Source organism: Deltaproteobacteria bacterium (genome assembly GCA_023382265.1).
Lineage (GTDB): Bacteria > JAMCPX01 > JAMCPX01 > JAMCPX01 > JAMCPX01 > JAMCPX01.
The window spans coordinates 1-22,240 of sequence record JAMCPX010000001.1 but is presented as its reverse complement, the minus strand read 5'-3'; the positions used below and the strand labels follow the sequence as shown (position 1 = coordinate 22,240).

General features: G+C 44.1%; 22 protein-coding genes and 3 tRNA genes. 15 read left to right on the top strand and 10 right to left on the bottom strand.

Annotation, left to right across the window (positions count from 1 at the left end; all coding sequences use genetic code 11):
* The first annotated feature begins 36 nt into the window (after window positions 1-36).
* From M1381_00125 to M1381_00100, 6 genes are all read left to right on the top strand, one after another.
* A complete protein-coding gene (locus tag M1381_00125; protein ID MCL4477495.1) occupies window positions 37-1,173 on the top strand; it encodes an acyl-CoA dehydrogenase family protein in 1,137 nt (378 codons plus the stop codon).
* Window positions 1,173-2,372 (top strand): thiolase family protein, encoded by a 1,200-nt coding sequence (locus M1381_00120; GenBank protein ID MCL4477494.1) that lies wholly within the window; start codon window positions 1,173-1,175, stop codon window positions 2,370-2,372. Before M1381_00125 ends, M1381_00120 begins: the two co-directional genes overlap by 1 nt.
* A complete protein-coding gene (locus M1381_00115; GenBank protein ID MCL4477493.1) occupies window positions 2,369-2,914 on the top strand; it encodes a Zn-ribbon domain-containing OB-fold protein in 546 nt (181 codons plus the stop codon). The genes M1381_00120 and M1381_00115 overlap by 4 nt, the downstream gene beginning before the upstream one ends.
* The gene (locus M1381_00110; GenBank protein MCL4477492.1) at window positions 2,911-3,600 is read left to right on the top strand and encodes a 3-oxoacid CoA-transferase subunit A; all 690 of its coding nucleotides are present in this window, start codon (window positions 2,911-2,913) and stop codon (window positions 3,598-3,600) included. The genes M1381_00115 and M1381_00110 overlap by 4 nt, the downstream gene beginning before the upstream one ends.
* Window positions 3,581-4,216: a 3-oxoacid CoA-transferase subunit B gene (locus M1381_00105; GenBank protein MCL4477491.1), complete on the top strand. Its 636-nt coding sequence runs from the start codon at window positions 3,581-3,583 to the stop codon at window positions 4,214-4,216. Before M1381_00110 ends, M1381_00105 begins: the two co-directional genes overlap by 20 nt.
* A gap of 72 nt (window positions 4,217-4,288) precedes the next feature.
* Window positions 4,289-4,816, top strand: a complete 528-nt coding sequence (locus tag M1381_00100; GenBank protein MCL4477490.1) for a hypothetical protein — start codon at window positions 4,289-4,291, stop codon at window positions 4,814-4,816.
* 51 nt (window positions 4,817-4,867) lie between these two features.
* Here M1381_00100 and M1381_00095 read toward each other — a convergent pair whose 3' ends face one another.
* The 5 genes from M1381_00095 to M1381_00075 all read right to left on the bottom strand — a co-directional run bounded on the left by M1381_00095 (window position 4,868) and on the right by M1381_00075 (window position 9,468).
* Window positions 4,868-5,992: a radical SAM protein gene (locus tag M1381_00095; protein ID MCL4477489.1), complete on the bottom strand. Its 1,125-nt coding sequence runs from the start codon at window positions 5,990-5,992 to the stop codon at window positions 4,868-4,870.
* Between the two features lie 124 nt (window positions 5,993-6,116).
* On the bottom strand, window positions 6,117-6,932 hold the full coding sequence (locus M1381_00090; protein ID MCL4477488.1) for an NAD-dependent deacylase: 816 nt from the start codon (window positions 6,930-6,932) through the stop codon (window positions 6,117-6,119).
* Complete coding sequence (locus M1381_00085; protein ID MCL4477487.1) at window positions 6,932-8,491, bottom strand: long-chain-fatty-acid--CoA ligase; 1,560 nt, start codon at window positions 8,489-8,491, stop codon at window positions 6,932-6,934. Before M1381_00085 ends, M1381_00090 begins: the two co-directional genes overlap by 1 nt.
* Window positions 8,492-8,753: 262 nt before the next feature.
* Entirely contained in the window at window positions 8,754-9,341 is a 588-nt protein-coding gene (locus M1381_00080; GenBank protein MCL4477486.1) for an MBL fold metallo-hydrolase, read from the bottom strand.
* Between the two features lie 41 nt (window positions 9,342-9,382).
* Window positions 9,383-9,468 (bottom strand) — tRNA-Leu (locus M1381_00075).
* A gap of 198 nt (window positions 9,469-9,666) precedes the next feature.
* Here M1381_00075 and M1381_00070 point away from each other — a divergent pair.
* A tRNA-Pro gene (locus M1381_00070) sits at window positions 9,667-9,741 on the top strand.
* A gap of 41 nt (window positions 9,742-9,782) precedes the next feature.
* A tRNA-Arg gene (locus tag M1381_00065) sits at window positions 9,783-9,856 on the top strand.
* A gap of 49 nt (window positions 9,857-9,905) precedes the next feature.
* Here the strand turns inward: M1381_00065 and M1381_00060 are convergent.
* The 5 genes from M1381_00060 to M1381_00040 are packed head-to-tail and all read right to left on the bottom strand — an operon-like array spanning window position 9,906 to window position 15,006.
* Window positions 9,906-10,655, bottom strand: a complete 750-nt coding sequence (locus tag M1381_00060) for a hypothetical protein (protein ID MCL4477485.1) — start codon at window positions 10,653-10,655, stop codon at window positions 9,906-9,908.
* A gap of 1 nt (window position 10,656) precedes the next feature.
* Entirely contained in the window at window positions 10,657-11,751 is a 1,095-nt protein-coding gene (locus M1381_00055) for a glutamine amidotransferase family protein (GenBank protein MCL4477484.1), read from the bottom strand.
* A gap of 4 nt (window positions 11,752-11,755) precedes the next feature.
* Window positions 11,756-13,033 (bottom strand): FAD-dependent oxidoreductase, encoded by a 1,278-nt coding sequence (locus M1381_00050; protein ID MCL4477483.1) that lies wholly within the window; start codon window positions 13,031-13,033, stop codon window positions 11,756-11,758.
* A gap of 2 nt (window positions 13,034-13,035) precedes the next feature.
* Window positions 13,036-13,482, bottom strand: coding sequence for a 4Fe-4S dicluster domain-containing protein (locus tag M1381_00045; GenBank protein MCL4477482.1), 447 nt, complete (start codon window positions 13,480-13,482; stop codon window positions 13,036-13,038).
* 9 nt (window positions 13,483-13,491) lie between these two features.
* Window positions 13,492-15,006, bottom strand: a complete 1,515-nt coding sequence (locus tag M1381_00040; protein ID MCL4477481.1) for a glutamate synthase-related protein — start codon at window positions 15,004-15,006, stop codon at window positions 13,492-13,494.
* Between the two features lie 348 nt (window positions 15,007-15,354).
* On the opposite strand from M1381_00040, the gene M1381_00035 reads away from it, so the two are divergent.
* The 7 genes from M1381_00035 to M1381_00005 all read left to right on the top strand — a co-directional run.
* Entirely contained in the window at window positions 15,355-15,642 is a 288-nt protein-coding gene (locus M1381_00035; protein ID MCL4477480.1) for a phosphopantetheine-binding protein, read from the top strand.
* Complete coding sequence (locus tag M1381_00030) at window positions 15,626-15,916, top strand: phosphopantetheine-binding protein (protein ID MCL4477479.1); 291 nt, start codon at window positions 15,626-15,628, stop codon at window positions 15,914-15,916. The genes M1381_00035 and M1381_00030 overlap by 17 nt, the downstream gene beginning before the upstream one ends.
* A 7-nt stretch (window positions 15,917-15,923) precedes the next feature.
* Window positions 15,924-18,092 carry a beta-ketoacyl-[acyl-carrier-protein] synthase family protein gene (locus M1381_00025; protein ID MCL4477478.1) on the top strand — a complete coding sequence of 723 codons (2,169 nt, stop codon included), beginning with the start codon at window positions 15,924-15,926 and terminating at the stop codon, window positions 18,090-18,092.
* 7 nt (window positions 18,093-18,099) lie between these two features.
* Window positions 18,100-19,575 (top strand): NAD(P)-binding protein, encoded by a 1,476-nt coding sequence (locus M1381_00020; protein MCL4477477.1) that lies wholly within the window; start codon window positions 18,100-18,102, stop codon window positions 19,573-19,575.
* 17 nt (window positions 19,576-19,592) lie between these two features.
* Window positions 19,593-21,146, top strand: a complete 1,554-nt coding sequence (locus M1381_00015) for an aromatic amino acid ammonia-lyase (GenBank protein MCL4477476.1) — start codon at window positions 19,593-19,595, stop codon at window positions 21,144-21,146.
* Complete coding sequence (locus M1381_00010; protein ID MCL4477475.1) at window positions 21,143-21,568, top strand: acyl-CoA thioesterase; 426 nt, start codon at window positions 21,143-21,145, stop codon at window positions 21,566-21,568. Before M1381_00015 ends, M1381_00010 begins: the two co-directional genes overlap by 4 nt.
* Window positions 21,565-22,240 (top strand): DAK2 domain-containing protein (locus M1381_00005; protein ID MCL4477474.1); only part of this gene is annotated, 676 nt, incomplete at its 3' end. The genes M1381_00010 and M1381_00005, both read left to right, overlap by 4 nt.

Sequence of the window (22,240 nt, the reverse complement as noted above, 5' to 3'; positions counted from 1 at the left end):
GTTATTGACAGATAAATCAATTAATCAGGAGGACTTATGACCGATATCTTTTTAACGGACTCGCAGATTAAGTTACGCAATGATGTGCACGATTATATGACTAATGAAGTTCTTCCGCATGTACAAAAGATTGATGAGGATGATGTCATTCCTCAGCAGCTCATAAAAAAACTTCTTGCAAATCCATTAAGACTTACAGCCCTTTCTGTACCAAAGGCTTACGACGGTATGAATCAAAGTACACTGGAAACATGTATTGTTGCAGAAGAGGTCGGGTATATATGCCCTGCATTGATACCGCTTGTTGAAGTTGCACAGCTTTTTACGTATGGACTTTTATACGGCGGCAATGATAGACAAAAAGATTATTTTTTACCTAAACTGGCAAAAGGCATGGTTGGCTGCTACTCGCTTACGGATGATGGCCCCGGCTCTGATCCGGCGGGTATGAAGACTACAGCTGCGAAAACACATGGCGGATTTTTGCTTAATGGCAAAAAAAGGCTCGTTACATTTGCAGACATATCGGAGTTTTATATTCTGTTTGCAAAAACATCGCCCGAGAAAGGCGGCAGGGGTATATCAGGGTTTGTTATTGAGGGAAAGCCGGACGGACTTGTTTTTGAAAGCCACGTTGAAACGATGGGACTAAAAGGGCACAGGGCTTTTAATATTGTACTTGAAAATCTTTTTGTTCCTGAAAATAATATTATTGGAAATAAGGACGAAGGCTTAAAACTCGCTCTTGAGATACTTAATACAACGAGGATAAGCCTTGCAGCAGGTTATACCGGACTTGCAAGGGCATCGTACGATGCAGCAGCCGGATTTGCTAAACAGAGAATTGTGGGTAACAAGCCAATCATCGAAAATCAGGCAATATCATTCCCATTAGCAGATCTCCTCGCGGAAATTGATGCGTCCAGGATGCTTACGTACCGTGCCGCTATGATGCATGATAATGGCATCAAACATAGAAAAGAAACATCGCTTGCAAAGTTTTATTCAGCTCAGACGCTTATAAAATCTGTGGAACTTGCGAATCGGGTACTCGGTGCTTATGGCGCTACCTCTGATTATCCTGTTGAAAGGTATTTGAGGGATGCGTTTTCATGGATCTCTGCACAGGGCACGAATGAGATTCAAAAGCTTATTGTATCGAGGGAGCTATAATGAGAAGGGTTGGTGTTGTTGGTATAGGCACTACACAGTTCAGATCAAGGTGGATTGAAAAAACATATTTTGAGCTGGCTTATGATGCAGTAAAAATGGCTATTGATGATGCCGGTATTACAAAGGATGACATAGATTGTGTTGTTTATGGGATTTATAATGACTTTTTTGAAAGGCAGTTCCAGCCCGATCTGTTCGTTCATGATTACATAGGTATGGCACCAAAGCCGGCAATTAGGGTTTCAACTGGCGGTGCAACAGGCGGAAGTGCAATAAGTGCCGGATTTGCACAGATTGCATCAGGACTTTACGATGTTTGTCTTGTTGTAGGGGTTGAGAAGTCGGCAGATTGTTTTGATTATGAATCGGACAGGTCAAGTCCTGAGGTGTTAAAGGCGATTTCGTATACAGCAGATATGACTTATGAGCAGCCAACAGGCAGAACAGCGGCGGGTTCATTCGCACTGACGACTATTGCACATCTTGAAAAATATGGCAGTCCAACAGAACTCCAGATGGCAAAGGTATCTGTAAAGAATCATAAAAATGCAATGCTTAATCCTGTAGCCCAGAGTCCTATTGAGCTCAGCATAGATGATGTAATGAATTCGCCTATGATCGCATATCCATTTAAAAGATACGACAATTGTCTTTATTCAGAAGGCTCTGCAGTACTTATCCTTGCAGCAGAAGGTGTTGCAGAAAAATTTAAAAAAGCACCTGTCTGGATCAAGGGTATTGGTGCTGCTCTTGATTGGGCTGTTATTGGCAATAGAAAAGACCTGTACAGCTTTGAATCAAGCAGGATTGCCGTAAAAAAAGCTTATGACATGGCTGGCATAAAAAATCCCGTTGAAGATATTGATCTTGCAGAATTGCACGATGCATTTACAGGTACAGAGATCATTGCCTATGAAGATTGCGGGTTTTGCGAGGAAGGCAAAGGCGGCAGACTTATTGATGAAGGCATTGTACAAAAGGATGGCAAATTACCTGTTAATGTAAGTGGTGGACTTATTGGATGCGGTCATGCTGTTGGTGCTACAGGTATCATGCAGACAAATGAGATCGTATTACATCTCAGGGATGAGGCAGGGAATAGACAGGTTAAAAATGCAAAAAAAGGACTGGTACAGAGCATTGGAGGACCCGGTGCCGCATGGACCGTGTGTCTGGTACTTGAGAGGGACAATCTATGAATAAGAATGAATTTTTAAAATGGGCAAGACGCAATGCAAATCGTATCGGTGTAAAGCCTGCGTCTATTATAAAGACATTTGAAAAAGATATGTTAGACAATAAAGATATAAATGCACCTTTTGAAATACCCGATACAATGCGGATAACAATGAGATATTCATATGGCGGACACTCAAGATTTTTCAGGGAAATTCTTGAGCATAAAAGGCTTATGGGAACGAAGTGTAATGTGTGCGGCAAGGTATTTTGTCCACCACGTACACAGTGTCCTCATTGTTATGAAGGGACAGAATGGCTCGAATTAAAAGGCACCGGGAAGATATTGAGTTATACAACCGTTTATTTTGGGACATCAAGTTATATAAAACAGGTGCCTTATATTGTTGCGTATATAAGGCTCGATGGTGTTGATACTGCAATCCTGTCAAACGTTGAGGTAAAGGATATAAAAAGCGTTAAAGTCGGGATGCGGGTAAAGGTAATGTTTAGAAAACAGAGGGATGGAAGAATGACCGACTTTTATTTTAAAGAGGATATATGATTGAAAAAACCTATAAAACCTCTATTGATGCTATAAAGGATGTAAATGACGGCGTAACAATCATGTTTGGAGGCTTTGGTCTTGCAGGGATACCTCAGAACCTTATAAGGGCGCTGTACGAGAAAGGTACAAAAGATTTGACAGTTATAAGCAACAATCCAGGCTCAAGACTTGACGAGAATGAGTACGGGCTTGCAATGCTATTTAAAGCAGGCAGGGTTAAAAAGTTTATCGGTTCATACCCGACGGCAACAAGGTCTTTTAAAGAACTTTATGAGAGAGGGCTCGTAGAACTTGAGCTTGTTCCGCAAGGTACGCTTGCCGAAAGGATAAGGGCAAAAGGTGCAGGGATTGGCGCATTCTATGTTAAAACGGGTGCAGATACGCTCATTTCAAAGGGCAAAGAAACACGAACAATCAATGGAGAACATTATGTAATGGAGTATCCTCTTGATGCCGATTTTGCCTTTGTTAAAGCATACAAGAGCGATAAGTACGGCAACCTTGTTTATAGGTACACAGGTTCAAACTTTAATCCTCTGATGGCAATGGCAGCTAAGGTGACAATTGCAGAGGTTGAGGAGCTTGTTGAGCCGGGAAACATTGAACCGGATGCTGTACATACACCCTGCATATTTGTTCATAGAATAGTAAAAGGAGAGTACTATGACCGCTGGTATGAATGAAAGGGATATGGCAAAACGTGCTGCAATGGAAGTTAAAGACGGGTTTTTTGTTAATCTTGGTATTGGTATTCCAACCCATGTACTCGAATTTATACCAACAAATGAAACGGTATTTTTTCATACGGAGAATGGACTTATGGGCATGGCGGGTTTCGCAGTTGCCGGTGAAAAGCATCCCGACCTTGTCGATGCTGCAAAACAGCCTGTAACCTGTATACCCGGGGCAAGCTTTTTCCCAAGCGACATCTCGTTTGCCATGATAAGGGGTGGACATCTTGACCTTGCTATTATGGGAGCGTATCAGGTTTCAGAAAAAGGTGATCTTGCAAACTGGACAGCACCAGGCATGGTCCCAAGCATTGGCGGTGCAATGGACATTGCAGTCGGGGTAAAAAGGATCATCGTAATGATGACCCATACGACAAAGGATGGCAAGTCTAAGATTGTTAAAGAACTTACCTATCCTCTAACAGGGAAGTCTTGTGTATCTATGATAATTACGAATCTATGCGTGATGGATGTAACAGAAAACGGACTTGTTTTAAAAGAGCTTGCACCAGGTATAACAAAAGATATGGTGATCAACAGTACGGATGCAAATCTACAATTCAAATAATTTGAAGAAGATTTATTATTTATATAACATTATCTATGCAAAGATATGCAGTTGTAAATAAAAGGAGGGTTTATGGATTTTGAATATACTTTAAAAACGGATATACCTATTGATGTAGTGTTTAATGCATTAAGAGATGACCTTTCTAAACTTGTGGAATATCTGCCAAATGTAAAAAAGATTGAAATGGTTGAAAGAAAAAAAACAAAAGACAGGGTTTTGCTCTTAAATAAATGGTATGGTAAGTATCAGCTTCCGGTGATCGTAAATAAATTATTAAATATAAACGAAATCGCATGGCTCGATAAGGCAGAATGGATCAGCGGTGAGTATGCATGCATCTGGGATTTTGAGCCATTGATCTTTAAAGATTATGTTTCAGCTCACGGGAAGAATTTTTATACAACAGATGGCAAGCATACGGTCATTAAAGTTACGGGCGTCCTTGACGTTGATTTTGGCAAACATCCACTCGTGCCGTTCCTGCTGAAAAACAGGATCAACCAGGAGGTTTCAAAGATATCTTTAGGGCTTATTAAGCCAAACTTCGTCAATCTATTGAAAGGGCTTGAAAAGTACCTGAAAGAGCATGGGAAATAGCATTAGCTAAAAACCAGCCCAAAAAAAGTAGTATCCGTGTCAAAAGGATCTTCAATGCTCAAAAGTCGCATATCTTTTTACCTTTAAAAGCCTTTTACCTGTTATTCCAAGGCTCTCAAGGCTGTTTATCTTCCCTGACACGCGTGCTTTAAGAATCATCTGTACCGTTTTTGGTCCCAAACCCGGAACTCGCAACAATGCTTCTTTATCGGCGCTGTTAATTCTGACTGGATAAAATTCTTGATGCCTTTCCGCCCATTTTTCTTTCGGGTCTTTATCCAGGCTTAAATTGCCATAGTTGTCCAGAATAATATCTTCAATGCCAAATCCATATCTGCGGATCAGAAAATCAGTTTGATAGAGGCGGTGCTCCCGCATGAAGTGCTCATCAGGATTTAGCAAGAACTTCCTTTCGCCCGGTATATCCCCGGCTCCAAGACCTTTCTGATAAGCAGAAAAATACACCCTGTGAAAGTTCAAGCGATTATATAAACCGAACACATAATCTATGATCTCCGAATCAGTCTCGTCAGAAGCTCCAACAACGAACTGTGTGGTGCATTTTACTTTCGAAAGCCTTTCTCCTCTTGATGTAAGCTTACTCATAAGCTTTATGGGACGAATAATATCATTCATAAAATTTTTTCTGTTAGAAAGAATTTTGAAGTGCGTATTACCGGGGGCCTCTATATTTAGTGATACGGCGCTTGCAAGAGAGATAGAGTCTTCAATAGCAGCATCAGAAGCGCCGGGAATAATCTTAAGATGTATATACCCTTTATAGTTGTGTTTATATCTTAAAATACGGGCAACAGCATTGATTCTATCCATTGTATAATCCGGATTATTTATTACACCCGAACTCAAAAATAAACCGAATACCTTTTTTTGTCTTTTATACTCCATGAAGATGTTCGCTGTTTCCTCAGGCAGAAGCGTACAACGGTTGATATTTGCCTCTGATCGCAGTGGACAGTATTTGCAGTCGTTAGAACAGGCATTGGACAGCAGGGTTTTTAAAAGAATAGAATACCCGCCGTCCGGAAGCGTTACAGGGTAAAGCCACTTGCCCTCAAGCCCGCGTTTTCTGCGATCTTCTTTGCCGGTTGCGCATGCACACGCAAGATCGTGTTGTGCGTCTGTCGAGAGGAGCTTAAGTTTTTCTATAGTATCCATAAATAGATATCGTCTATAGAATCATACGCGCATTTCCATTGAGTGATATTTTGAAGCAATGATCAAGGCTTACATGGTATACCGAATTATTTGGATTATAACTTAGCTCCATATGAGCCTCCATTCATGCGTATTGAATCAATGTCTTAACCTCTTCCAATAATTGCGGCAGAACTGTCCCTGCATGACCCTTCAGAAAATAATTGTCAATATCCGCATAAAATGTTTCTTTGGGATTTACGTCAACAAGCACGGCACCCGAACTTTTGCCGTATCTTGGTATTTCTGATGCAGGGTATACTGTACCAGACGTCCCTACTATCAGAACAACGGATGCCTGTTCAATTGCCTTATATGATTCTGGTATCATCTGCACTGCTTCCCCAAATAAAACAACGTCAAGCCTCATTTTACCTCCGCACCTATTGCACGTCGGCATTATGTCTATAACATCCTGTAAAGAGCCGGTGTTGAGTTCGATGATCGCTTTTTTCATCAAACCTATGAAATTATCCTTTGTAAGCTTTACCGTTTCACCGCATTTTGCACATCTGAATCTATATATGTTTCCATGCACCTCTAATACATCCTTGTTTCCGGCTTCTTGATGAAGGTTATCGATATTCTGGGTAACAACACCGTCAAGTAAACCCATCTTCTCAAACTCTGCAATCGCTATATGAGCATTATTGGGTTTAGCATTTGTAAGCGAGGAAATGGAATTTTTAAGGAAATCAATAAGCTTCTGCGGATCATGCTTTATCAGATTAACGATGCCTTCTAATGTGCCAAACTCTATGGGATCAAACTGATCCCACAACCCACCGGGATCTCTGAATGTTGCGATTCCACTTTCCTGTGAAACGCCGGCTCCCGTGAACGCCACGATGTGTCTTTTATTGACTATCGCTTTTGCAGCTTTTTGTAAGATATCTTTCATTAAGCCTTCTTTGCTTTTATATTTTTCTCTTTTTCCTTTGCCCTTAGTTCTTTTTTTAATACCTTACCAATAATATTTTTAGGTAGATCGTCAATAAATTCAATATATTTTGGTATTTTAAATTCAGCCAATCTTGATTTAAGATAGCTTTTAATCTCTTCTTCAGTTGCGTTTTCTCCCGGCTTGAGTACTATAAATGCCTTACCTTCTTCACCCATAACACTATCCTCAATACCTATAACAGCGGCTTCCATAACCTTTGGATGCTCGAATAGAATATTTTCTATTTCTTTTGGATAGATATTCTCACCGCCGCGTATGATCATGTCCTTTTTTCTGTCAACTATATAAAAGTAACCTTCGTCATCTTTATACCCGATATCGCCCGTATGCAGCCATCCATCAATAACTGTTTGTGCAGTTTCTTCAGGCCTCTTATGATATCTCTTCATCACCGCACCACCTTTTATAACTATCTCACCGATCTGATTGTTCTGCAGTTCCGCCCCATCATCATCTACAACTTTTACATCCTGTCCGGGCAAGGCATTACCTATGGAACCAATTTTACGTTCACCGTTTAAGGGGTTTAATGTGCTTACAACAGTGCCTTCTGTAAGCCCATAGCCCTCTATGATCTTTATGTTGTATGTTGATTCAAACTTCTTGAATGTTTCTTCAGACAGAGGGGCTGCTCCGCATACCCCAAACTTGAGACTGCTCAGGTCATGTTTTTTCACATCATCTGCAATAAAGATAAGTATATTATATACCGCAGGAACTCCACTAAAAAATGTTACTTTATATTTTTCTACAACCTCACCGAACTCTGAAGCAGAGAATGTCAATCTTAATGCTACCGTGACACCGGAATACAGGGCACTGATCATGGACATCATTGCATTAACATGAAATAAAGGTAGAAATATAAGTGCGACCTCATCACCCTTTTCTTCATCAGAGTGAAGCACCGATCTAACCCCCATAACCGCGTACAGCGAATTTGAATGTGTAAGCAAAGCCCCCTTAGGTTTACCCGTGGTTCCCGATGTATAAAAAAGATATGCATCATCATCAGGAGATATATTAACCGGTTCAAGGAATTCAGAATTTTTCATCAGCTCTTTATAGGGAAAAACCCCTTCCGGATGATCTTCTCCAAGATAAACGATCTTTTGTAGATAATTAAGTTCCGGTTTTATTTGTTCCACATTGGAATAGTAAGATGATTCTACTATAAGATACTTACCCTCTGAATCGTTTAGAAGGAACTTAACTTCTTCAGGACTCCACCAGCAATTTATAGGGCCTGCTAATGCCCCAAGTTTGTTTGCGGCAAGTGCCGCATAAAGGAATTCGGGTGAGTTGTTAATGTAGATGTGTACAGTATCGCCCTTTTTTACGCCTATTGATTTCAATCCATTTGCAAAGCGATTTACCCGTTCGTTAAACTGTGTAAAACTAATAACCTCATCATAAAAATATATGTAAGGTTTGTCCTTGCTTTCTTCGGCCCGTTTTTCAACAAGCTCCCTCAAATCTTTATAATCTAATTCCATATTGCCCCTCCTTTCTATAAGTTTATATTAAAAATATTGACATAAATGTCAACCATTTTTATCAGCTTCTAAAGATGGCATAAAGGAATACTGCTATTCATCCATAGATGGAATCATTTTTTCAAGACTCGCAAAACAAATCTTCATTAAATTAACGGTATTATAGTATACATGCATTTCAGGGTCGGTATACAAATATACCATTACGGATTATAAGACGGCTATCACTTTATATCTCTTGTTTTAAGATCTCTACGTTTGTTTATGCCAATTTCTTAAACTCATCTGCCGCTTCTTTGCCTGCAACATCATCAAGCGTGCCCCAGTGCATCGGAACAGCAACCGATGGATTTATGGTATTTGCTATTTTTGAGGCATCTTTTGCATCAGATGTATATTTGCCGCCAACAGGTACCAATAGAACATCCGCTTTTATCGATTTCATCTCATTTATAAACTCCGTGTCACCAGTATGATATATACTCTCTCCGTTCATGGTAATTATAAATCCTACATTCATTGCTTCCTTCGGATGAAATGGTTTTGACGGGTTATAAGCATAAGTTGCTTCGATTTCTATACCAGCTATCTTTATTTTATCGCCGGGTGACACGGCTCTAACATCTCCACTCAATTTAGGTTTTGTTGAATGAGTCGTTACAATGATGGTATTGCTCTTTTTTATTTTATCTATGTCAGGGATAGAGAGGTGATCAAAATGATCATGCGTTACAAGGATGATGTCCGCTTTTGGCTCCGGGTTTTTTAACTGCCATGGATCTATATAAATAACCTTTCCATTTGTAATTCTAAAACTTGAATGCCCAAGCCATGCGATCTTGTTTTTCATATTAACCTCCTTTCGCAGGTATTATCAGAGAATATGAAATCTGCCTAGGGCCGGGATCGAACCGGCACGGAGTTTATGCCCCGAGGGATTTTAAGTCCCTTGCGTCTACCAGTTCCGCCACCCAGGCATTGGCATATTTAAATAATATCTGTAGTTTAAAGTCAATAAATTAGAAAAGCTTTCATAGCCTAAGTTCATTTAAAATAGTAACGGTTCATTAACTGCAAACAGCGGTCCATTTGTTCACTGCAAGCATATACTCATTTTTATCTTGCAATATGTATCTTTTTTCATTAAAATAATCGTTCGTTATGGAATTTTATAACGGGGCGTAGCTCAGCCTGGTTAGAGCGCTTGCTTTGGGAGCAAGAGGTCGGCCGTTCGAATCGACCCGCCCCGATTTGATTTAAAGTATTCTTTATGTTTAAAAAAATTAATAATGTGCCTGTAGCTCAGTTGGATAGAGCAACAGCCTTCTAAGCTGTGGGTCGCGCGTTCAAGTCGCGCCAGGCACATGGATTTATTTTATGGATCACCGTGTCAAAGACGAATCCTTTGTTTCCTCTAATACGTGTACAGTTTTGCGTAGGGTCTTGTACTGAGGGGAACAAGCTTCTCAAACCTTTCGTTTAATATTTTATCTGCATCAAGTTCAAGATCCGCAGCGTATTCTTTTATTATTCCTTCAAGCAGGGTTTTATCTGCTTCCGTAAGCTCTGCCGCGGCCACGCCTTTGCCGAGTTTTTTCCTGTCTGCCCCGCCCCTTACATATACAGTTCCGCCGTGCATGCCTGCACCAAGATAATCCCCTATAGTGTTGTTTTCTCTCTGTCTGCCAAACATCCTGAGTAATACAATTACGCCGCCTGCCATATATTCTGCAAGAAAATCACCCACATTCCCGCCTATGACTATTATTGGATTCAGTGTTTTGTACCCCTTCATGTGAATGCCTACCCTATAACCGGCATCTTTTAATATAAAAAGCTTCCCGCCCCTCATGCCATAACCGCACACGTCACCTGCCATACCTTTTACGACGATCTTTCCGCCGTTCATGGTGTTGCCCACGGCGTCCTGAGCATTGCTGTTTACCGTAATAACGGGGCCGTTCATAAAAATTCCAAGGTCATTTCCCGGGACGCCATTTATGGTGATCCTGATATCTTTTTTAATTCCATCGGCAATATACCGCTGTCCGTTAATATTAGAAAGTTCAATATCTGTTTCACCGTTACCGAGTGCATCATGGATCTTTTGATTCAGGATTTTGTAATGCATGCCATGTGCATCAATTTTTATTCTGTCCGGCATACTAATGTTTTGCGTCCTCCTTGAGCGTTACTATAATAGGTTCCCCTGCCTTAGGAGCCCATACATCCTCGGGGTCATTGATTATCTCTCTTATTGCTGATTCCTCGCTTGCAATTGCAACAATGTCGTCTTTGCGTCCAACAATAAGGGGCCTGAGTTTTATCCTGTCATTTAGTCCAAGAATACCGTTATCAAAACCCATGAGGATTGCAAACGGACCATTTAAAGATGCATTTGCGTAAGATACCCTCAAAGCTGTGTAATAGTCCTTCTTTAAGGGATTCATTTCCTGAATGTCTTTCCAGAACGGAGGCGCCAGCACCGTAGCAGCGGCTGCAAGCGAAAGGCCTTTTTTCCGGATCAGGAGATCGAGCAGATATGCCACAACCTCGGTATCGGTGAGCAGCGTACATTTATATCCGAACATCTCCACATACCTCTTGTTCGTACCGTACGAAGAGATCTCTCCGTTATGCACTATCGACCAGTCGAGTATGGTAAATGGATGCGCACCTCCCCACCATCCCGGCGTGTTCGTAGGAAACCTCGTATGCCCTAGCAGTAGATAACCCGAATAATCCTGCATCCTGAAAAACTCTGCGATCGCATCCGGATGTCCGACACCTTTAAATACTGCAAGGTTCTTCCCGCTTGAAATAACATACGCATTATCTATTCGCTCGTTTATTTCCATAACAATATTAACGATATCGTCATCAATGGCATCTTCCTCTTTTTCTTCAACTGGATTTACAAAGTATCTCCAGAACTCGGGCGGATTGTTTATTGAATTAATTTTCTTTACAGGTACAGGCTCTGCATGCACAAGCTTTAACTTTTTCTTTAACAACTCCTCTACGGGCCCGCGTGCACCGATGTTATTGTACATAACATGCATACCAAAACTGTCTTTTAAATCGGGATAAGCACCGTAAACAGCGTATCCGCTGCCGAGTCCATTTCCCCTGTCCTTCATAGAGCAGAGGGAGGATACGATCATATTCCCTGAGACAGACTTGCCGCTTCTATCTATTATTCCTACTAAGCCGCAACCGCCAAAATCTTTTCCATAAGGTGTAGAAGGTTTTATTCCCATAATATTACCCTGGTTTTGTTAACATTTCATCTCTGAATCCCTCTGGAAGATCGAGAAATCCGAAGTTATCCGATAAAATTTTGTCCTTAATCCCGCTTATATCCATCCTTGCCCTTATAATGCTGTTGTATATACCTATTCTCGTTATATAGTTCATTGAAAGAATGCCGACCAGTTTTCCATATTGTAAAACGGCCTTTTTATAAACATCTCCTTCATCCCTGATAATCTCCTCAAATCCGTCGTTTTTATCTATGTAGATAACATTACCTATTGAAACGGTATTTTTGCCGAAGAATTGAAATGCATTCTGCGGCAGCCCGCCTGGGTATGCCCTTTTTTTACCCGTCATGTTTGAGCCTGCAATCTTGCCCTGCATGGTCGCAACGGGTATTATCGGAATAACATCCTGCCTCTTTCTTAGGAAATCTTCAGCCTCTGCAACGTCCCCAGCAGCGAATATGCCTTCGATATTTGTCTGCATTCCGTTATCAACAAGTATACCCCTGCTGAGCTTAATACCGGAGCCTTCGGTAAAGCCTGTGTTGGGACGCACACCGATGCTGAGGACAACCGTGTTGCATTTTAGCTTTTCTCCGTTCTTGAGCTTTACGCCGGTTACTACACCTTTTACCCTGTTGACGGATTCAACGGTACTGCCGGTAATAATCTTCAATCCGTTTTTCTCAAGCCATTTCTGCACGCGGTGTGCCGCAAGTTGATCCAGCGCCTTTACCAGAACATAGTCGGCAAGTTCAACAATGGTTACGTCAACACCCATATGTTTCAAGCCTTCTGCACACTGTAATCCGATAAGCCCTCCGCCTATGACAACCGCCCTCGGTTCTTTTTGCTTTTTTACCCAGTCCCTTAATATTTTTGCATCATCCCATGTTGTAAAGGTAAACATACCCGGTCCTGCCGAACCTTCGATAGGAGGGGTTATAGGGATCCCTCCGGTACTTATCATAAGCCTGTCAAAGCCGACCTTCTGCCTGTTATCAAGAACAACCTTGTTCTCCCTGGGTTCAATACCTGTTACTGCCCTGCCGAGTATAGTTGTTACCCTGTGTCTTTCATAGAAATCCCTGTCCCTGTAATACATCTGGCTGTCACCGATTATACCGTCCATATATTCATGGATGGCTGCACGTGCATAAGCATGATAAGTCTCCCTTGAGACAACGGTAATATCGCCTTCTTTATCATGCCTGCGTATAGCTTCTATCGCGAACACACCTGCATATGAATTTCCTATTATAACATATTTTCTATGTTCCATTTTTAACCCCTATCCTCAAATACCAGAGCGCGATTGGGACAAACTGCCACGCACGCAGGGATTTCTCTGTTAGGACAGAGGTCGCATTTGTTTGCAACTGGCCTGTCATCCTTGGTAAACTGACTGATTACGCCGTACGGACACGCCATTACGCACATCCAGCAGCCAAGGCATTTATCCTGATTGAGTTCTATTCTGCCTGTTATTTCATTCCTTGTAAGTGTACCGTTTTTGCATGCCTCAACACATTCTGCTTCTTCACAATGCCTGCACATGATAGAAACGGCAAGCGGAGGCTTATATTCAACCCTTGTTCTGGATATCGGCCTTGGCTTTTCTGTAAGGTACGCCTTTAACGGGTCCTTTGTTTTTGAATGTTCCGTTATGCACGCGACCTCGCACAGGTTACATGCGACACACCATTGTTCTCTTGGATATACAACCTTCATATCATCCTCTCACATGCCTGCCTGTTTTATGCCCAGTGTCTGGAGTTCTATCTCCGACAGCCCGACACCTCTTAGTCTGTCACGGTTCCCTTTCAGACTCTCGATTGAGTTGATACCCATAAGACCGAGCATCTCTTTGATCTCATTCGACCATGCAGTTATAAGGTTAACCAGTCTCTCTGCCCCGATCTCAGGGTTCACTCGTTTTGCGAGTTCAGGGTCGTTTGTCGTTATGCCCCAGGCGCATCTTCCCCTGTGGCACTGCTGGCACAGGGTACAGCCGACAGCCATCAGTGCAGAGGTGGCAATATATACGGCATCAGCACCGAGTGCAATTGCCTTTATAATATCACTGCTGTTCCTGAAACCTCCGGCAGCAACAAGCGATACCTCATTTCTTATACCTTCCTGCCTTAATCTCTCATCCACGGCAGCTATTGCGACCTCTGTTGGTATACCGACGTTGTCTCTGATAGCCTTTGGGGCTGCACCGGTTCCACCACGGAAACCGTCAATAGCAATAATATCCGCACCAGCTCTTGCAATACCGCTTGCTATTGCAGCAACATTGTGCACCGCTGCGATCTTTACGGATACGGGTTTCTCATAGCGTGTAGCTTCCTTTAACGCATATATGAGTTGCTTCAAGTCCTCTATGGAATAGATGTCATGATGCGGTGCCGGAGAAATTGCATCCGTGCCGATAGGGATCAGCCTTGTTTCGGATATGCCCTCAAGTACCTTTTCTCCAGGAAGATGTCCGCCTATGCCGGGCTTTGCTCCCTGACCGATCTTTATCTCTATCGCTGCACCCGCATTCAGATACTCTGGGCTTACGCCGAACCTGCCTGAAGCGCACTGTACTATCGTATGCTTTCCATACTCATAAAGTGCCTTTGGCAGTCCGCCCTCTCCCGTGTTCCAGAAAATGCCCAGTTCTCTTGCGGCACTGGCAACGGATTCACACACATTATAATTGATCGAGCCGTAAGACATTGCAGAAAACATGATCGGCGTTTCGAGGACAAGCTGTGGCGCGAGCTTTGTTGTGATGTCGCCTTTTTTATCAACCTCAAGCTTATCCGGTTTTCTTCCAAGGAATGTCTTCAGTTCCATGGGCTCCCTGAGCGGGTCTATAGATGGATTGGTAACCTGGCATGCATCTATTACCATGTGTTCCCAGTAATTGGTAAACGGTTTGTCATTGCCCATGCCTGTGATTATGATCCCGCCTGTTCCTGCCTGTTTATAGAGGTCTTTTATGTTGTTGTCTTTCCAATTGGCATTGAGACGGAACGCGTCCGGATTCCGCACAATGCTTATGCAGTCGGTCGGACAGAATGTTGAACATCTCATACAGCCGACACAATTATAATCAAGGCTGTAGATGAGGTCCCTGTCTTCATCATAATAGTTTGCACCATACGAGCACTGTGTAACGCAGGCTTTACATCTTATACACTTGTCAGTGTCCCTCTGGACTACATAATCAAAGTAGTGGTTGTAGGGGTTCTTGTAAAGCATGTTCCTCAGCCTCCTTATGTTTGTTGTTTATGCTGTTTGTCATACTAATCATCTTTTTAAATCTTACTGGGCTTATAAAATAAGGTTTTTTGTCTATTTAACCTTTGTTTATAATATAAATTTAATATTTAAGATTAGCTATGTCAAGAAAAATTTAGATCCCTTAAAATGATTACCGCCATTTCCATACATGCATAACGGGATTATGCTAAAAAATTTTTCGGCATCCCTCCATCTCTATAAATATCTTTAAGTTCTTTACTGGAGCGGTAACACCGCAATACTTGACAATGCGTTACATTTTTTATAAAAACTACTTAAAAGAAATTGTAACAATGAGGAGATAGTATGGCAATAAACACCAATAATTTAACCGTCAAAGATATTGAGAGAAGGGTTTCTGAGATATTTATCGATGAACTTAAACTAGAGGATGTAACACCTGAGACACTGGATACAGAAATGCACCTGATGGAAGAACTTGGGATTGACAGCATGGATCTCATAACTGTAGTGCTGGTTCTGAAGGGAGAGTTTGCCATCAATATAGAAGAGGCGGATTATCCCAGACTAACCAATATTCGGCTCATATCAGAGTATATTAAGGAGAAAATGGAAAATGGAAGAATTGTCTAACGAAAAGATATTAATTGGAAAATTGATCGATGAACTAAAAAGAAAGGTTCTTGATATCCTTAACATTCAGGATATCAGCCTGAGTGACATAGATAATAATGCCCCGCTGGTTGGCAACGAACTGGGCATAGATTCAATTGACATCCTTGAGCTCGTTACTGTCATAGAGAAGGATTATGGGGTAAGGATCGATAATAAAGAATTGGGACAGAAGGTATTCGCATCATTTGCCTCTTTGGCACAATATATATACGACAACAGGACATTGATTTAATGTGCCAATGATGGCATCTGAAGGTATATTCATCACAGGTTCCGGCATCCTGAATCCACTTGGAAGAGGCCATCTTTCAACACTGCGCTCGTTGAAAAATTCCGTACGCGGCATTCGCAATATCAATCTTTTTGAGGTAGCTGCAGATCAACTCATGCCTGTTGCCAACATTGATACTCCATTAAAGATTGAAGACGGCATCCCGAGAACCCACGCACTTGCACTCGCGGCAGCACAGGATGCAATGGAAGGTCACAGGTGTACGCCGGACGCCATTGTCATTGGAGTTACGACTGGAGGAATGTCTAAAAGCGAAGTGTTGCTCAACTCCGGTGTGAAATCTCCAAAAGAGTTTGCTTACCATGGTACAGGAACGGTTGCCACATATTTGGCAAAGCATTTCTCATGTCATGGACCGGTATTCACAATATCAACAGCATGTTCCAGCGGTACAGTAGCTATAAAAATCGCTCTGGAACTGATAAGGCAGGGCAAGGCGAATAGAGTGCTTGCCGGTGGTGTTGATGCGTTGTGTTGGTTTACATATTTCGGTTTTTTATCACTGCAGTTACTGGATCCTAAAGGTGCACGTCCACTGGATAGGGATCGGGCAGGCATATCCCTTGGTGAGGGTGCAGCTATGTTCCTTATTGAGAGGGCGAAAAATCCGCCGCCAGGTTCTGTCACACAGGTTTTAGGCGGGGGTATTTCATGCGATGCATATCATCCTACAGCACCGCATCCCACCGGAGATGGCGCACTAAAAGCAATGCGTGATGCAATTGCGGACGCAGGCATAGATGCTGCCGATATAGGATATGTAAACCTTCACGGAACAGCAACAATGGATAATGATGCTTCGGAGGCAATGGCTCTAAAGAGACTGTTTGGTGATCGTATTCCACCGCTGTCTTCAACCAAAGGTATGACAGGTCATTCCCTTGGTGCAGCCGGTGCGGTTGAGTTCGCGATATGCTCACTGTCTGTGTCAGAAGGGATAATACCTGGCAATATAGGATGCATGAATCTCGATTCTTCTCTTGGCATACTCCCTGTTCTGAAACCGGAAAGCCGTCCTGTTAAGATTGCCATGTCCAATTCTTTTGGTTTTGGAGGGAATAATGCCTCAGTTATAATCGGCTCTGTAGATGTACGTCCGCCAGACCGTCCTGAAGCACATCCCAGAAGTCTGCAGGTTACGGGGCTCGCCTGTTTGACAGGTGCCGGGGATATGGATGCCTCTTTTCAAAAATTTTCACAGGGTATTTCCATAGCCGGTACTTTAAATAACGAAGAAATCTCAAAAGATTTGTCACAGAGGTATGTTCGCCGTCTTAAACGAATTTCACGCATGGCGCTTGCCTTGGCAACTGCAGCCCATAAGAATGCTGGCGGTGGGGGAAAGCCTTCCTCAATTTATTTTGGAACAGGCTGGGGTCCATTGTCTGAAACGTATGATTTTCTAACAAAACTTTTCGAGTCCGATATGAGATTTGCCAGCCCGACCGACTTCATCAATTCTGTGCACAATGCGCCCGCAGGGCAGGTTGCCATGGAATTCAAGTCTACAGGTGCCAATATGACGGCATCGGGCGGTGATTATTCTTTTGAACAGGCTCTCTGGATCTCAAGCCTTCTGGCGTCCGAGAAAGAAGCGCTCTTGCTTTTTGGGGCAGACGAGATGCACAAGGAGTTATCTCCGCTTTTTGATCCGTCGGTAGCTCTTGATACAACGCCCTCTGACGGAGGTGGTGCGATTATGGCAATTGCAACCACCAAACCATCCGGGCCAACTGTAACGCCCCTTGTATATGTAATGGCACTAAAGGATGCCGGATGGACGATAATGAACGACCTTAATATCTCGGATGACATCAATGCACATTACGGTGCAATCTTTTACGGTATTCCTTTGGCATACGAAGAAATGGCGAGAAACCAGCTAACAAATTTTCTTTCTCATTCGGGATTTCGAGGACCTGTTATCGACTACCGGAAGTATACAGGACAATATGCAGCGTCCTCTGCGGTTGCTGTAGTCCTGGCGATTAAAACCATTGAAAAAGGTTTTCTTTCTGCCGGATTAACCGGTACGGGAGAAGTTTCTCTTGGTAAAAATGGTATTCTCGTGATGGGCTTCGGCCCTTATTGTACCGCCATCGGTATCCATAATTGAGGCATTTATGCAGCCCGTGGATCATATCATTGTTATAGGCTCCGGTATCGGAGGAATGACCGCTGCGATTGTTCTTTCGGAGCTCGGCTACCGCGTAACGGTCGTGGAAAAAAACAAGCTCCCCGGCGGTCTGATGAGAAGTTATGCCAGAAAAGGTATGGACTGTGAAGTCGGGGTCCACTATGTCGGAGCAATGGATGACGGCCAGCCGTTGCGGCAGATCTTCGACCTTCTCGGCGTATCCGGCCGCATACCGTTCTTTCGCCTGGGAGACGGGGGGGTTGTGGACAGATACATCCTTCCGGACATGACATTCGATTTTCCTCCGGGGGTTGATCTGTTTGAGGAGAATCTGCACAGGGCATTTCCGGAGGAAAACCGTCAGATAGCCGGGGTTATCGCTACGATTCGCAGTACAATTCAGCGTTTTTCTCTCTCGTCAATACTCTTCGGGGAAAAGACAGAGTTTAATCTCTCCACGGAACTGCAGCCGCTTGAAAGTTACTTCGACAAACTCGGGTGTTCGCAGAAGTTGCGCGGTATACTGTCCGTGCCCCTGGCGTGGATCGGTGTTGGCCCGGAGGAATGTCCTTTGTACCTCTGGAGTTCCTCGATATCTTCATACCTCATGTCCTCATGGAAACCGGTGCATCCGGGTGCTCACATGGCGGACACGCTTGCAGCGAGGCTGCGGGAGCTTGGAGGAGAACTCATCTGTGATGACCCGGTGCTGAAGATCCTCGTCAGGGATCACGTTGTTCAAGGCGTTGTTCTGAAGTCCGGAAAGACACTGGACTCTCCGGTGGTCATAGCTGCAATACATCCAAAAATAATGATCCGCATGCTGCCGGAGGACTCGTACAAGCCTGCATTCAAGAACAGGATTGCATCACTGGAGGAAACACCCGGAATATTTGCCGCACATATAGCGGTACCGGATGACAAGGTTTCTTACCGGCAGTACAACACCTTTGTTTTGGACGATGCCCATGCCCTCCATGGAGGGGTGACTTTCATCACTATGAATAAATCCGCAAAGCAGGGATGGAACATCGTTTCCGTGCTTGAAGAAAGCCCTTATGAAAAGTGGATGGGATGGGAAAACACGACAAAGGACCACCGTTCCCGTGATTACCGGGAAACCAAGGAACGCGAAGTCAATATTCTTCTCGATAAGGCAGCGAACGTTTTGGGGCGTATGCCCGGTGCGTATGTCGTGGATTCTTTTACCCCGTTGTCATTTCTTGACTGGATGGGCAGTCCAGAGGGCGGTGCTTATGGTGTGTGCCGCTCGGTCAGCCAGAAGTTCAAAACTGCTGCACTGCACCGTACCCCAATAGAAGGTTTACATCTGGTTGGACAGAGCGTTTTTGCCCCGGGTATCCTGGGTACGGCATTGGGGACACTCCGTGTCCTTGCTCCTCTGATCGGACACGATACCCTGCATCAAAAATTTATTGACGCGGGAATAAAAGGAATTTAACAAACGAAGGAGTCGTTATGCATAATATACGTTCGGGAAACAGCGCTTTACAAAAAGAAATCGTTATCGGAGAAGGTGACATTACTCTGGATCAGGTTGTTGACATTGCCCGTGGTAAAGCCCGCGTGGAAATCAGCACAAAAAAAGATTTTATAAAGAGGATGAAGCAGTCCCAAACTACCCTGCAGCATGCTCTTGATGCTGATGAGCCGATATACGGAGTAACCACCGGATATGGTGCGGCCTGCGGCAACAGGATCAAGAAACATAATACAGAAGAACTCGGCAATAATCTGATAAAATACCACGGCTGCGGTACCGGAGACCCGTTCGGGATAGAAGAAACGCGTGCGTCAATGGTTTGCAGGCTGGCGTGCTTTGCACGCGGATATTCGGGTGTCTCTATTAACCTGCTGCACGCCCTGGCGGAGCTGCTCAATAAAGGCATAACACCTATTGTACCATCCCTTGGTTCTGTCGGCGCGTCCGGTGATCTCACCCCGATGTCATATCTTGCAGCCTGCCTGGCCGGGGACAGGGAGGCCATATATAAAGGACGCAGGATGAGTTCAGGCAAGGCACTTTCTCTGGCCGGACTTTCACGGTACCGCTTTCTTCCCAAAGAACCTCTTGGTATGATGAACGGAACATCTATCATGACAGGGATTGCCGTAATCGCTATCAAAAAGAGCAGGGCCATTGCTGAAGCGGCACTCGCGGCAACAGCGCTTTCGCTGCACGCGCTTATGGGGCATGAACGGCATTTTCATCCCACTGTAACCGATTCAAAACCACACCCGGGCCAGCAGCTGACCGGGGAAAAACTGCGCAATCTTCTGTCCTGCACAGATTGCCCCAAGGAATCGGGAGAGGAAGACGATCTGCAGGACCCTTATTCCACACGCTGCTCTCCGCAGGTCCTCGGCGTTGTATATGATGCTTTCGATTGGATTGAGCAATGGGTTCACAGGGAGGTGAACAGTTCCAATGATAACCCGCTGGCAGACGGAGAGAACGGCGAGATGTTCATGGGCGGCAATTTTTACGGCGGTCATATAGCGTATGCCATGGATGCACTGAAAAGTGCACTTGCCTCGGTTGCAGATATGGCGGACCGCCAGATGGCACTCCTGGTCGACAAGAGGTTCAACCGGGGACTCCCGGCAAATCTCGTGAAAGTAACAGGGGAAAAACAGCTCCTCAACCACGGGTTTAAAGGCATGCAGATTACAGCATCGGCCTTAACCGCAGAGGCTTTGAAAAACACCATGCCAGCGGCATCATTTTCCAGGTCCACGGAATCTCATAATCAGGACAAGGTGAGCATGGGCACCATTGCTGCACGAGATGCTGCATGGCAGTGTGAACTGGTAAGCCGTGTTGTAGCCATACATCTCATGGCCTCTGTGCAGGCATGCGAATTGCGGGGTGATCTGGCCGGGAGACCGAAACTGGTATCCGTGGTAAAGGAAGTCCGGAAACTGGTAAAAGACACGGTTTTCGACCGGCCCATGGATAAAGATATCGAAGTCCTCGCCAGTGCATTACCGGAGCTGGTGCGTTCCCTATGACAGACAAAACAGTACGTTCATTCTCCGTAAGGCTCAGTGTGCCGTTTCACCACGTTGATCCCATGCAGGTCGTATGGCACGGACATTACTTTGAATATTTTGAGGCTGCAAGGGATAACCTGTTTGAAAGTCTTGGCATCAACCTTGAGAGTTTTTATGTAAAATACGGGTACATTTTCCCGGTTATCCGGGGGGCAGTAAAATTTATACGTCCTCTCCGTTATAAAGATATATTCGTGTGTACTGCGCGGGCATTGGAGGCCAAGAAAAAAATTGTGATCGGTTACGAAATCACCATGGAATCCGGTGATAAGCGGTGCACAACCGGCAGCACGGAACAAGTTGTTTTAAAAATGCCGGAAGCAGAAATCCAGTACAAACTTCCGGGTGAAATCCTCGAGGCTCTGGGACTCCAGCCATGAACGCTGATTTTTTCGATGCACTGCGCGCTGGTACTGAAAGGATTTCCGTATGGGCAGACCTTCTGGATAGGATCAATGTATTCCCCGTTGCAGACGGCGACACCGGCCGCAACCTGCTGGTCAGTCTTTTGCCGCTGAAATCTCCGGTCCGCGATCGATCTGCGATTGTTGAAAAACTCTTTGTCTCGGCCCGCGGCAACTCCGGAAACATTGCCGCACAATTTTTTACCGGATTTTTGTCCTACGAAAACAGCGGGCAGTTTGCGCAGGCCGTTGAAACAGGGACACAACGGGCATGGCGTGCCATAGCGGATCCCCGGCCGGGCACAATGCTGAGTGTCTTCGACGAACTGAACCACGCATTGAAGGAATCCAGCATAGATGACCGGGGGACGTGGATACCCGGTGTTCTGAAAAGAATTCATGCCGCAGTATCGCAAACAACGCAGACACTTCCGGTCCTCAAAAATGCTCACGTTGTCGATTCCGGAGCGTTGGGTATGTTTATCTTTTTCGATGCATTCCTCAACACGCTATATACAAATGACGCCCAGTTTGCCCCTGTGCATGACCTTTTCCGGGAATACCTCACGGTACAGGAAACATGGTCGGGCTCCGGAGAATCAGGTGCCTGCATTGATGCAGTCGTTCAATTAAACAAGAGGGAGCAAA